Genomic DNA, 12,086 nt, shown 5'->3' with positions numbered 1-12,086 from the left:
GGCGCGGCCTGCGGGGCCGGGGTTTCCGGGGCGGGCTGAGAAGCGGGCGTGGTGGCGGCGGCCGCAGGGGTCACCGGAGCGGTGGTCTGCGGAGCGGCCGGTGCGGTCGCCGGGGCGTCGGCCTCCGGAGTGGCGGCAGGCGCCGAGGGAGTGGCGGCGGCCTGAGGCGTGGCGGCGGGGGCCTGCGGCTCCGTGACCTGCTGCTCCTCAGGCGTGGCCGATCCGTTCTCGGGTGTGGCCGGGGCGGAAGCCTGCTGGTCGGGCGTGCCAGGACGGGACTCGGAAGCGGGCGCGCCAGGGTGCGCCTCCGAACCGGGCGCGCTCGGCCGCGCCTCCGCGCGGCTCTCCGGCGCGGCCGACGCGGTGGCGACGGCCGACGGAGCGGCCGGGCCGGACACCTCGGGCGAGGCGGGCGCGGAACCCTGTGGTTCCGGGGCGGTCGGCGGTTCAGGGGCGGCGGCGGGCTCAGGCGTGCGCTGCGGCGCGGACGCGCCGGCCTGCGGGCCGGGCGTGTGATGAGCCGTGGCTGCGCTGGCCTGCGGCTCGGGCGCGTGGTGCGCCGTGGCTGCACCGGCCTGCGGCTCCGGGGCCCGGTGGGCCTGAGGCGCGGCGGCGGGCGGTTCGGCCGACGGGCGCGTCGAGGGCGTGCTGACCTGCGGCTCCACCGGGTGGTGGGGCGCCGGTGCGGGGCGCGGCTCCGGGGGCTCGGGCGTCGCGTAGGACGCGGGCGCGCTGACCGGCGGCTCCGCGTAGCGGGGTTCCGGGTGGGGCGCGGTGACGCGGGGCGGCTCGGGCTCGTGGAAGGCGGCCGGTTCGGGGGTGAAGCGGGGCGAGAAGTGGTCGGGCAGGTTGCCGGTCGGGGCGACCCTTAACGGCGGCGTCTCGGCGAGGTCGTAGTCGTAGTCGCGCGGGACGGGGGCGAGCTTGCCCGCGATCCGGGGCACGAAAGGCCGGACCGTCGCCTCTTCGGCCTGCGGCTCGACGTAGTCGTCGGCCGACAGGCGCATCGCCTCGTCGTCGTAGGGGGAGACGTGGCGGCGGCGCGGGTCGAAGAGCCACTCGGCGTGGCGGGTGTGGCCGTTCCAGACGTACCCGAGCTTGATGCGCCACAGGTTGTCGTCGCGCTTGCAGGAGTCCCAGTCGATCTCGTCGGTGGGCACGCCGCGCCGGGTGAGGCGCTCGGCGACGAGCTCGCCGAGCGTGGGGCGGGCGGCCGCCTCGCCGGGGAGGCGGACGGCGCAGCGCTGGGCCTGCTGGGCCATGTATTCGCGTTCCTGGAGCACCGGCCCCTCGAACCAGCGGACCCGCTCGACCGGGATGCCCGCCGTGGCGGCGATCTCCTCGGCGGTCTCACCGGCTCGGATCCGGGCCTGGATCTCCTTGGGGCGCAACGGGCTCTCCACTTCGATCTCATATTGACCGAGACGGGAGAAGTTGCCGCGGACGGCAGCACGGAGCCGATCGTCGACGGGCAGCGTGAAGCGGGTACCCCTCCCGGCCGTGGCCAGGACGAGATAGGTGCCGTCCTCACTCACCGCGACGAGACGGAGCTCCTGCATGCGAGTCCCTTCGTCGTGCGAATTCTTCCCCCGGACCCTTGAGTCTCTCGCGTGAGCCGGTTGCCTTCCAAGCACCGTACCCGGCATGTCCGAACATCGCCTTCTCCAGGGGCTGCGGAGGCGACATGAAGCCGGTCACATATTTCTTCTGGGCAGGTTCATGGCACGAACCACGACCGGCCTTCGGCCGCCCGTGTCTCGCTTTGTCGCGTTCACCCTGCTATAGACGGGCTGGTTGAGCAAGCGATTCAGGGTCCTGGTCGGATTCTCGCGTGAGACGTACCGGATGGAGGTGAACTTGGGTCAACTGAACGGAGAACTAGGCGCCCAGGACACGGTCCAGGTAGGCGTTGGCGAAGAGCCGGTCCGGGTCGAGCCGGTTACGTAGCGCGACGAAGTCGGTGAAACGAGGATATACCTGGGAAAGATAGGCGGCGTCCGCGTTGTGCAGCTTGCCCCAGTGAGGCCGCCCGCCCAGCCCGGTCATGACCTCCTCGACGGCGGCGAAGTAGCCGGGGTTGGGCGTGCGCCGGTAGACGTGGCAGGCGATGTACGCCGAGTCGCGGTCGTAGGCCGTCGAGAGCCAGGCCGTCGAGGGCGGCGTGACCCGCACCTCCACCGGGAACGAGATCCGCCACGGCGACCGCTCCATCAGGGCCCGCACCTCCCGGAGGGCGTCGGCCAGATGGCGGCGCGGGATCGCCCACTCGGTCTCCAGGAACCGCACCTCGCGCACGCTGGTGAACACCTTGTACGCCGTGTCGGAGCTCTCCGACGTGCCGAGCACCATCCCGGAGAGCCGGTTGACCGGCGGGATGATCGAGGGGAACCGCGCCCCCACCCGGTTGGCCACCCCGAACAGGGTGTTCTCCACGAAGACGTCGTCGATCCAGGTGCGGATCCGGCCCGGCGCGAACTGCTCCCCGTCGGCCCGGTTGTTGCGTTTCACCAGGCACAGGTCGGTGTGCGGCAGCCAGAAGAAGTCGAGGTGCTCGTTCTCCAGCGTGAGGGTGTCGAGGGCCTCGAGGATCTCGTCGAACCGCATCGGCGAACGCTGGTTGCGCAGCAGGAACGCGGGCTCGACGCGGAACGTCACCGCCGTCACGACGCCCAGCGCCCCGAGCCCGACCCGGGCCGCGTCGAACAGGTCGCCCTCGGCGACCGTCGCGGTGGAGCCGTCGGCCAGGACGAGATCGAGGGCGGCGACCTGGTCGGCCAGCCCGCCGACCGCCCGGCCGCTGCCGTGGGTGCCGGTCTGGACGGCGCCCGCCACCGTCTGGAGCGTGATGTCGCCCATGTTGGCCAGCGCCAGCCCGCGCCGGTCGAGTTCGACGTTCAGCCGGTGGATCGGCGTGCCAGCGGCCACGGTGACGATGTCGTCGCCGAACGACAGGACCCCGCTCAGGCCCTCGGGCCGGAGCATGATCCCGTCGGTGAGGGCCACGCCGGTGAAGGAGTGGCCCGTGCCGATCATGCGGACCGTGCGGCCCTGCCGCTTGGCGTCGGTCACCGCTTCGGCGACCTCGGCGGGCGAACGGGGCGTGCGCGTCTCAGCCGGAGTGATCGACTGGTTGCCCGCCCAGTTCGTGAACGTCATGAATGTGAACGATACTCAGAAACGACCGGCGTGCGTAGCCATCCGGATCCCAGCAGTCCCACGAGCGCGGCCAGCAGGGCGCAGCCGAAGGCGAAGCCGTAGGCGTTGGAGGCCCCGAAGGTCTCCGCCAGGTGGCCGCCGGCCCAGGCGCCGATGGCCACGCCGAACCCGATCGAGGTCGACAACCACGACATGCCCTCGTTGAGCTGCGGGGCCGGGACCAGCCGCTCGATCAGCGAGAAGCCGGTGATCAGGGTGGGCGAGATGGCCAGGCCCGCGAAGAACAACGCGAGCGCCATCGGGGCCAGTTCGCCGATCAGCACGATCGGGGTCAGGCCGACGGCGAAGACGCCCAGGCCGCGCACGAACCGGCTGCGGAGGGTGATCTTCCAGGCGCGGGAGCCGTACCAGAGACCCGAGACCATCGACCCGGCGCTGAACGAGGCCAGCAGCAGCCCCGCCACGCCCTTGTGGCCGTGCTCCTCGGCGAAGGCCACGGTGACGATGTCGACGGTGCCGAACACGGCGCCCATGCCGAGCAGCACGACCGACAGCAGCGCCACGCCCGGGATCGCGATCGGCGACCCCCGGTGCTCCCGGTGCCGCACGATCGGCGGCTGGCTCGACTTGAGCAGCGAGAACGCGATGGTGCCCGAGACCGCCAGCACGACGGCGACGACGAGGCCGGCGTACACGTTCAGGGACGTGGCCACCAGCGCGGTGAAGGCCGGGCCGGTGACGAAGATCACCTCGTCGGCGACCGACTCGAACGAGAAGGCGGTGTGCAGCTTGGCCGGGTCGTCGAGCAGGTGCGACCAGCGCGCCCGCACCATCGACCCGAGCTGGACCGCCGACAGGCCCGCGAGGGCGGCGGCGGCGAACAACGTCCACACCGGCGCCTCGCCGTGGGCCAGCAGCATGAGCGCCACCAGCGCGCCGCCGTGCGAGAGCACGGCCGGCACGACGACGCGCGCCTGCCCGAAGCGGTCGCTCAGCCGCCCCATGACGGGCGCGCCGACGGCGGTGGCGAGACTGAAGGCGGCCGCGACGGCGCCCGCCGTCGCGATGGATCCGGTGACCGCCGAGACGAGCAGCGTGATCCCGATGCCCAGCATGGACATGGGGATGCGCCCGACGAAACCGGAGATGACGAAGCCCTTCGCACCTGGCGTGCGGAACAGACCTCGATACGTACGCATGAGAGCAGTCCTCTACCCGTTCCCAAGCGTCCGGGCGAACCGATGACGGCTGCGGCCATGGGGGAATGGGATGGCACGCGGACGACTACTGCTTACTCCCCTTGAAACTCTTCTGACCATGGCTCACAGCCGATATGGATGGCAAGTGAGTTTCCGGTCGATAAGGTACCAACGTGAACCAGGCTCCCCGTCATCCCCGGTTCACGCCGCTTCTTGCCCTCGTCACCGGGCTCGCCGCGACCATTGTGGTGACGGTCGCCGCCGGCGGTGTGTTCCTCCTCAACGACACCGGTCGTCCCGCCGCCGATGAGGGCGCGCCGCCCCCGCCCTCGCCGACCGTCCTGCCCGGCCCGCTCGCGCCGTCGGCGCCGCCCCGGCAGATCGGCGGGCCCGGCGTCCCGGTCACCCCGCCGCAGCTGCTCGGCATCGCGCCCCGCCCGGTGCCCCAGGAGACGGTGCTGCGCATCGCCAAGGTCAAGCACGTCCAGAAGGTCGCCCTGGTGGGCGGGGGCGGGGTGAGGCTGTCGGGGCACCCGCTGCAGCTGCTCGCGGTCGAACCGGCCCAGTTCCGTTCGTGGACGCCCGAGCCGGTCGCCCAGCACCCGGAGGTGTGGAGCGCCATCGCGCGCGGCGAGGTGGTCGCCGACCCGGCCGTCATGAAGCGGCTCGGCATGGTGCTCGGCAAGGAGTACCAGGTCGACAACGGCCCCCGGCTGCGCATCGCCGCCTCGGCGGACCTCGGCTTCCCGAACATCGACGGCCTGATCTCCAAGGACCTCGGGGCGCGGCTCGGCTTCTCCGACGGCGTCGTCGTGCTCGTGCACGGCGACAACGTCAACGGCACGCGGGTCCGCAAGCTGATGGGCGACGGCTCCAGCGTCGTGTCCATCGGCGCGGTCAAGCAGGAGAAGGAGCAGCAGCCCGCCGCCCGGACCACCCTCGTCGGCCGGCCGTCCAGCTATCTGGAGCTCTACCAGAAGTCGGCCGCCGTCTGCCCGGGGTTGTCGTGGACGGTCCTGGCGGCGATCGGCCAGGTCGAGAGCAGCCACGGGCGCAACAACGGCCCCTCGTCGGCCGGCGCCCTCGGCCCGATGCAGTTCATGCCGGCCACCTGGCGGGCCTACGGCGTCGACGGCGACGGCGACGGGGTGGCCGACATCTGGAACGCCTACGACGCCGTGCCCGGCGCGGCCAACTACCTGTGCGCCACCGGGGCGGCCGGGGGCGGCGAGAGCCTCAGGAAGGCCGTGTGGGCGTACAACCACTCGTGGGACTACGTGAACAAGGTCCTAGGACTCGCCGCCGCCTACGCCCGGGCGTACCCGTGAGGGCGCCGGGCAGCAGGTGACCGGGCAGGCGGTGGGCTCGGGCTCGTTCACCAGGTCGCGGATCATCTCGACGAACCTCGGGTGGGTGCCGGCCGTGCCCGCGCGGGCCAGCCGCAGGCCGAGCTCGGCGGCCCGGTCGCGGGCCTCCACGTCGAGGTCGTAGAGCACCTCCATGTGGTCGGAGACGAACCCGATCGGCACCAGCACGACCGACTCGACCCCCTTGGCGTGGAGGGTCTCCAGGTGGTCGCAGACGTCGGGCTCCAGCCACGGGATGTGCGGCGGCCCGCTGCGGCTCTGCCAGACCAGGTCGAAGTCGCCCGCCCCGACCTCGGCGGCGACCAGCGCGGACGCCTCCCGCAGCTGCCGCTCGTAGGCGTTGCCCCGCGGCCCGGCCGACCCGGCCATCGAGACCGGGATCGAGTGGGCGGTGAACACCAGCCGCGCGTCGCCGCCGACCTCGGCGAGGGCCGCGCGGGTGCGGTCGGCCATGGCCGCCACGAACCCCGGATGGTCGTAGAAGTGGCGCATCTTGACCAGCTCGGGCCCATCGGGCACCGCGGCGGCGGCCCGCGCGATGTCCTCGCGGTACTGCCGGCAGCTGGAATAGGACGCGGTGGCCGCCGTCGCGAACGCCGCCGCCTTCCGGACCCCGTCGGCCTTCATCCGCGCGACGGTCTCCTCCAGGAAGGGGTGCCAGTTGCGGTTGCCCCAGTAGACCGGCAGGTCGACGATCTTCCGCAGTTCCTCGATCAGCGCCCGGTTCTGCGCGTTGATCGGGCTGGCCCCGCCCATCGACTGGTAGTGGGCCTCCACCTCCAGGAGCCGCTCGCGCGGCACACCCCGTCCGCGCACCACGTTCTCCAAGAACGGGAGCACGTCCTCGGGCCGTTCGGGCCCGCCGAACGACAGCACGACGATCGCGTCGTAGTTCCCCATGTGCCCAGCTTAGGGGGGTAGGTTCGAACGATGAGCTCGATCTTCCAGGATGTGCGTGACTTCGTCGCCGTCCCGCGGACGGCGTCGCTGCGACTCGCCCCCGACGGCTCCCGGCTCGTGGCCGTCACGCAGTCCCTGAACCCCGACCGCAAGAGTTACGGCACCGCGATCTACGACATCCCCCTCGACCCGTCCGGCGAGCCGACCCGGCTCACCCGGTCGGCCAAGGGAGAGAGCGGCGCCGCCTTCACCCCCGGCGGCGACCTGCTCTTCGTCTCCGCCCGCCCCGACCCCGCCGAGAAGGACGCCGACGACAAGCCCGCCCTGTGGCTGCTGCCGAAGACCGGCGAGGCCCGCCGCCTGGCCACCCGCCCCGGAGGGATCTCCGGCGTGCGGGCCGGCGGCTCGGCGATCGTCTTCCTCGCCGACGTGCTCCCCGGCGACCCCGAGTCGGAGCGCGAGCGCCGCAAGGAGCGTGAGGAGGCCGGCATCACCGCGCTCCTCCACGAGGGCTACCCGGTCCGCTTCTGGGACCACGACCTCGGCCCCGGCAGCCCCCGGCTGTTCTCGGTGGAGCACGGCGACCTGGCCCCCGACGCCGGGAACGCCCTCCAGCGCACCGCCTTCGACGTCACCCCCGACGGCACGACCGTCGTGGCGTTGTGGCGCGACGACCTCCCGGGCGGCGACTACCGCGCCCGCGTGGTCGCCCTGGCGGGCGGGGAGCGCCGGGTGCTGGCGAGCGACGACGACCACAACTTCGAGGGCCCGATCGTGATCTCGCCCGACGGCCGCCACGTGGCCTGCCACCGCGAGCGCCTCACCTCCGAGACGGTGTCGGCCAGGGGCGAGGTCTGGCTGATCGACCTGGAGACCGGCGACCAGCGCGCCCTGGGCGACTCCGCCTACTCTCTGGCCTGGGCCCCCGACTCCTCTTTCCTGTACGCCGCCTGCGACGACCGCGGCCGCCGCCCGATCTTCGCGGTGTCCCTCGACGGCGAACGCCGCCGGGTCACCTCCGACCACGGCGCGTACACCGAGATCAACGTGGCCCCCGACGGCACGGTCTACGCCCTGCGCGGCGCCGTCGACCACCCGCCGGTGCCGGTGGAGCTGGTCGACGGCGGCTACGTCGTGCTGCCGTCGCCGACCCCGGTCCCCGACCTGCCCGGCACGCTCACCGAGATCACCGCCACCGCCGACGACGGCACCGAGATCCGTGCCTGGCTGGTGCTGCCCGCCGCCGAGACGCCCGCCCCGCTGCTGCTGTGGATCCACGGCGGCCCGCTCGGCAGCTGGAACGACTGGTCGTGGCGCTGGAACCCGTGGATCATGGCCGCCCGGGGCTACGCCGTCCTGCTGCCCGACCCCGCCATGTCGACCGGCTACGGCCAGGAGATGATCGACCGCGGCTGGGGCGAGTGGGGCCCGGTGACCCACGGCGACCTGATGGCGATCACCGACGCCGCCTGCAAGCTCCCCGAGGTCGACGAGACCCGCACCGCCGCGATGGGTGGCTCGTTCGGCGGCTACATGGCCAACTGGGTGGCCGGCCACACCGCCCGCTTCAAGGCGATCGTCACCCACGCCTCGTTGTGGAACCTCGACCAGTTCGCCGGCACGACCGACGTCTCGTCGTACTGGCAGCGCGAGTTCGGCCTGCCGGGCTCGCCCCGCTACGAGCGCCTGTCGCCCCATCGTTCGCTCGACCAGATCACCACACCGATGCTGGTCATCCACGGGGACAAGGACTACCGCGTCCCGATCGGCGAGGCCCTGCGGCTCTGGTGGGACCTCCAGCGCACGGGGGCCGAGGCCAAGTTCCTCTACTTCCCCGACGAGAACCACTGGATCCTCAAGCCGGGCAACACCCTCGCCTGGTACGAGACGATCTTCGCCTTCCTGGCCCACCACGTGCTGGGCGAGGAGTGGCGCCGGCCCGACACGGTGGCCTGACCGCCGCCCGTTGACGACAGCGAGGCCGGTGCGAAACCTGCCGTTCCACCGGCCTCGATAACCTGGCCGCATGCCGCTGAACCCGGACAAATTCCTCGATCTCGCCCGGAGCATCGCGATCGAGGCGGGCGACCTGCTCCTCGCCGAACGAGCCGCGCTCTCGGCCCGCCCCGAAGTGGTGGAGACCAAGTCCAGCCCCACCGACGTCGTGACCGCCCTCGACCGCGCCGCCGAGGACCTGATCCGGGCCCGGATCGCCGAGAACCGCCCCGACGACGCGATCCTCGGCGAGGAGGGCGGCGACACGCCCGGCGCGGGCGACGCGCGGTGGGTCGTCGACCCCATCGACGGAACCGTCAACTTCCTCTACGGGCTGCCCGCCTGGGCGGTCTCGATCGCCGTCGAGGTCGACGGCGAGGTCGTGGCCGGGGTGGTCAACGTGCCGCCGATGGGCGAGGTCTTCACGGCCGTGCGCGGCGGCGGGGCCTTCCTCAACGAGCGGCCGATCGCCTGCTCGACCGGGGTGCCGCTCGACCGGGCGCTGGTCGCGACCGGCTTCGGGTACGCCGCCGGGCGGCGGGCCGTCCAGGCGCGGGTGCTGGCCGAGGTGCTGCCCCGGGTGCGGGACATCCGGCGGGGCGGGTCGTGCGCGGTCGACCTGTGCTCGGTGGCGGCCGGGCGGGTGGACGCCTACTACGAGCGCGGCACCAACTACTGGGACCACGCCGCCGGCGGGCTGATCGCCCAGGAGGCGGGCGCGCGGGTCGGGGGGCTGCGCGGGACGGCGTACAACATCGAAATGGGGCTGGCCGCCGCGCCCGAGCTCTTCGGGCAACTGCACGACCTGCTGCTGCCGCTCGACCCCGAGAGGGACCTGTAGAAGACGAGACCCCGCCCGGCCTGTTGAGCCGGGCGGGGTCCTGTCCATTGGGCAGATTCGAAACGCGGACCCCGCCCGGCCTGTTAGGCCGGGCGGGGTCCGCTTTGCTGCTCGGAGTTCAGCCTGGGTCAGTCAGCGCTGAAGAGGGATGCCGTGGTCGTCGGCCAGCCTCCGAAGATCTTCGATCTCGGCGGTGAGGGTGTCGGCGAGGAAATCGTCGCCGGACGACTCGGCCTCCTGGAGTCCCTTGTAGGCCTGGTCGAGCCGGGTTTCGATCGTCGTCGTGAACTCGCCCATCTCACCTTCTTTCCTGTGGGGGTTTCATCGAGCCGACGCGGAAGCGGACGCGAAGGCTCGGGGGTATGACCACCTCTACCCACTCCGCTTAAACGCCTAAACATGGAAATTTCTCCATCTCAGCGTGAGGCTTACCGTGCACTTACGGTCACTGCCGCGAGAATGAAGCCACCTGATGAAGGAGGAAGCCCGATGCGGGTGCTTGTGGTGGAGGACGAGCGCGTGCTCGCCGACGCGATCGCGACCGGTCTGCGCCGGGAGGCGATGGCCGTCGACGTGGCCTATGACGGCGCCGCGGCCCTGGAGAAGACGGGCTACATCGACTACGACGTGATCGTGCTCGACCGCGACCTGCCCAAGGTGCACGGCGACGAGGTGGCCCGGCGGCTGGTGGCCCAGCGCACCGCCTCGCGGATCATCATGCTGACGGCCAGCGGCGACGTCGACGACAAGGTCGAGGGCCTGGAGCTGGGGGCCGACGACTACCTGGCCAAGCCGTTCGTGTTCATGGAGCTGGTGGCGCGGGTGCGGGCGCTGGGGCGGCGGTCGGCCTCCGCGCTGCCGCCGGTGCTGGAGCGTGCGGGCATCCGGCTCGACCCCGGCAAACGCCTGGTCACCCGTGACGGCGGCGAGATCACGCTGACCAAGAAGGAGTTCGCCGTCCTGGAGGAGCTGCTGCGCGCCGAGGGGGCCGTGGTCAGCCAGGAGGATCTGCTCGACAAGGCGTGGGACGAGAACATCGACCCGTTCACCAACGTGGTCCGGGTGACGATGATGACGCTGCGGAAGAAGCTGGGCGAGCCCCAGGTGATCGAGACGGTGCCTGGAGTGGGGTACAAGCTGTGACCGACTGGACCGAACGCAAAGAAGAGGTGACCACGGAGCGCCCCAAGCCAGGTAACCGGATGACCTCGCCGGTGGGCACCGGCCCCTACCGGAGCCAGCAGCCCCCGCCGCCGAGCGGCCCGCCCGCCTGGGACGGCCCGCCGCCCGGCGACCCCAACCCGGTCCGGCCGGGCATCGCCGACCAGGTCAAGGCGCTGTCGAGCCGCCTCAGCATCCGCTGGCGCCTCACCATCACCTACGGCGCGATGTTCTTCGCGGCCGGGGCGCTGCTGATGTTCGTCATGTACTCGCTGGTCGGCTGGGCCATCAAGGACGCCTGGCCGCCGCTCGGCGACGTCGAGCCGTACATCCAGGAGTTCTGGAACAGCAAGCGGCTGGAGTCGATCGAGGTCGCGCAGACCTACGTGCTCCAGCGGTCGCTGATGGCCCTGCTCGGGGTGGGCATCCTGGCGCTGATCCTCGGCTACGTCGTGGCCGACCGGGCGCTGCGGCCCGTCATGCAGATGACCGCCACCGCCCGCCGGCTGTCGGACACCTCGCTGGCCCACGAGCGCATCGACCTCCAGGGCCCCGACGACGAGCTGAAGGAGCTGGCCGACACCTTCGACGCCATGCTCACCCGCCTCAACAGCGCCTTCGACGCCCAGCGGCGGTTCGTCGGCAACGCCTCCCACGAGCTCCGCACGCCGCTGGCGATCAACCGGACCGTCCTGGAGGTGGCCCTGTCCGACCCCGAGGCCTCCGACGACCTCAAGGTGCTCGGCCGGACCCTGCTCGGCACCAACGCCCGGCACGAGCGCCTCATCGAGGGCCTGCTGCTGCTGGCCCGCAGCGAACGCGACCTGTCGGTGCGCAAGTCGGTCGACGTCCAGGACGTCGTGAAGACCGCCGTCGACCAGCTCGCGCCCTTCGCCGCCGAAGAGGGCGTCGACGTCGAGTACGACCTCCACCCCGCCCAGGCCACCGGCGATCCGGTGCTGCTCGAACGGTGCGTCAGCAACCTGGTCGAGAACGCGGTCAAGTACAACAACGGGTCCGGCGGAAAAGTCTGGGTGCGATCGGGAATCGTCGACGGGGCCTCCGTTGTTCAGGTCGCCAACACCGGCATTCTGGTCCCGGCCTACGAGGTCGACGCGCTCTTCGAGCCCTTCCGGCGGCTGCACGCCGACCGGATCGAGTCGGCCAAGGGGGCCGGACTGGGACTGTCCATCGTGCGCGCCATCGTGCGCGCCCACGGGGGGACGGTCACGGCGGTCCCGCGTGACGGCGGCGGCCTCGTGGTGACGGTGCGACTGCCTGGCTCGGCCCCCGCGACGACTCCCTCGGCGCGGTGATCGTGCCCTGCTGCACATCCACTCGCGCAATGTGGTTGGATGTGCCGTCGAACGCGGTGGGTCATCCCGCCAATGCTGTGGTTTCGCCATATTTGGCTAACCGGAGCCGAGGTGGGGAACACCCTCGCGAGGCGGGAGGTTCAGCGTCCAT

10 protein-coding genes are annotated in these 12,086 nt (G+C 71.9%); 5 read left to right on the top strand and 5 right to left on the bottom strand.

From position 1 onward, the window contains the following. From sepH to AW271_RS07890, 3 genes are all read right to left on the bottom strand, one after another. On the bottom strand, window positions 1-1,559 hold a 1,559-nt coding region (gene sepH / locus AW271_RS41075; RefSeq protein ID WP_062334174.1), incomplete at its 3' end, for a septation protein SepH. Window positions 1,560-1,878: 319 nt separating this feature from the next. Next, on the bottom strand, window positions 1,879-3,156 hold the full coding sequence (locus AW271_RS07895; protein WP_062334172.1) for a D-arabinono-1,4-lactone oxidase: 1,278 nt from the start codon (window positions 3,154-3,156) through the stop codon (window positions 1,879-1,881). Beyond that, the gene (locus AW271_RS07890) at window positions 3,153-4,355 is read right to left on the bottom strand and encodes an MFS transporter (RefSeq protein ID WP_062334169.1); all 1,203 of its coding nucleotides are present in this window, start codon (window positions 4,353-4,355) and stop codon (window positions 3,153-3,155) included. The genes AW271_RS07895 and AW271_RS07890 overlap by 4 nt, the downstream gene beginning before the upstream one ends. A 173-nt stretch (window positions 4,356-4,528) precedes the next feature. On the opposite strand from AW271_RS07890, the gene AW271_RS07885 reads away from it, so the two are divergent. Further along, the gene (locus tag AW271_RS07885) at window positions 4,529-5,683 is read left to right on the top strand and encodes a lytic transglycosylase domain-containing protein (protein WP_062334166.1); all 1,155 of its coding nucleotides are present in this window, start codon (window positions 4,529-4,531) and stop codon (window positions 5,681-5,683) included. Here AW271_RS07885 and AW271_RS07880 read toward each other — a convergent pair. Further along, window positions 5,645-6,622, bottom strand: a complete 978-nt coding sequence (locus AW271_RS07880; protein WP_062334163.1) for a ferrochelatase — start codon at window positions 6,620-6,622, stop codon at window positions 5,645-5,647. The genes AW271_RS07885 and AW271_RS07880 overlap by 39 nt on opposite strands. Before the next feature lie 30 nt (window positions 6,623-6,652). Here AW271_RS07880 and AW271_RS07875 point away from each other — a divergent pair, with 30 nt between their 5' ends. Together AW271_RS07875 and AW271_RS07870 are read left to right on the top strand one after the other, a co-directional pair. Continuing rightward, a complete protein-coding gene (locus AW271_RS07875; protein WP_062334160.1) occupies window positions 6,653-8,578 on the top strand; it encodes a S9 family peptidase in 1,926 nt (641 codons plus the stop codon). 70 nt (window positions 8,579-8,648) lie between these two features. After that, window positions 8,649-9,458, top strand: a complete 810-nt coding sequence (locus tag AW271_RS07870) for an inositol monophosphatase family protein (protein ID WP_062334158.1) — start codon at window positions 8,649-8,651, stop codon at window positions 9,456-9,458. Between the two features lie 132 nt (window positions 9,459-9,590). Here AW271_RS07870 and AW271_RS40585 read toward each other — a convergent pair whose 3' ends face one another. Then, complete coding sequence (locus AW271_RS40585; RefSeq protein WP_169806295.1) at window positions 9,591-9,755, bottom strand: hypothetical protein; 165 nt, start codon at window positions 9,753-9,755, stop codon at window positions 9,591-9,593. A gap of 192 nt (window positions 9,756-9,947) precedes the next feature. On the opposite strand from AW271_RS40585, the gene AW271_RS07865 reads away from it, so the two are divergent. Continuing rightward, window positions 9,948-10,601, top strand: coding sequence for a response regulator transcription factor (locus AW271_RS07865; protein WP_062334155.1), 654 nt, complete (start codon window positions 9,948-9,950; stop codon window positions 10,599-10,601). 59 nt (window positions 10,602-10,660) lie between these two features. Then, a complete protein-coding gene (locus AW271_RS07860; RefSeq protein ID WP_062335280.1) occupies window positions 10,661-11,935 on the top strand; it encodes a sensor histidine kinase in 1,275 nt (424 codons plus the stop codon). Window positions 11,936-12,086: the final 151 nt, after the last annotated feature.

Origin of the sequence: Herbidospora sakaeratensis (assembly GCF_001570525.1) — a bacterium.
GTDB classification, from domain to species: Bacteria; Actinomycetota; Actinomycetes; order Streptosporangiales; family Streptosporangiaceae; genus Herbidospora; species Herbidospora sakaeratensis.
Note: the sequence above shows the minus strand (reverse complement) of the source record. Positions and strands in the feature narration are given on the sequence as shown.

What these genes read in the sequence shown, in the direction of transcription:
- AW271_RS07895 (WP_062334172.1), bottom strand. Translation starts at nt 3,156, where the DNA reads ATGACGTTCACGAACTGGGCGGGCAACCAGTCGATCACTCCGGCTGAG.
- AW271_RS07890 (WP_062334169.1), bottom strand. Translation starts at nt 4,355, where the DNA reads ATGCGTACGTATCGAGGTCTGTTCCGCACGCCAGGTGCGAAGGGCTTC.
- AW271_RS07880 (WP_062334163.1), bottom strand. Translation starts at nt 6,622, where the DNA reads ATGGGGAACTACGACGCGATCGTCGTGCTGTCGTTCGGCGGGCCCGAA.
- AW271_RS07875 (WP_062334160.1), top strand. Translation starts at nt 6,653, where the DNA reads ATGAGCTCGATCTTCCAGGATGTGCGTGACTTCGTCGCCGTCCCGCGG.
- AW271_RS07870 (WP_062334158.1), top strand. Translation starts at nt 8,649, where the DNA reads ATGCCGCTGAACCCGGACAAATTCCTCGATCTCGCCCGGAGCATCGCG.
- AW271_RS40585 (WP_169806295.1), bottom strand. Translation starts at nt 9,755, where the DNA reads ATGGGCGAGTTCACGACGACGATCGAAACCCGGCTCGACCAGGCCTAC.
- AW271_RS07865 (WP_062334155.1), top strand. Translation starts at nt 9,948, where the DNA reads ATGCGGGTGCTTGTGGTGGAGGACGAGCGCGTGCTCGCCGACGCGATC.
- AW271_RS07860 (WP_062335280.1), top strand. Translation starts at nt 10,661, where the DNA reads ATGACCTCGCCGGTGGGCACCGGCCCCTACCGGAGCCAGCAGCCCCCG.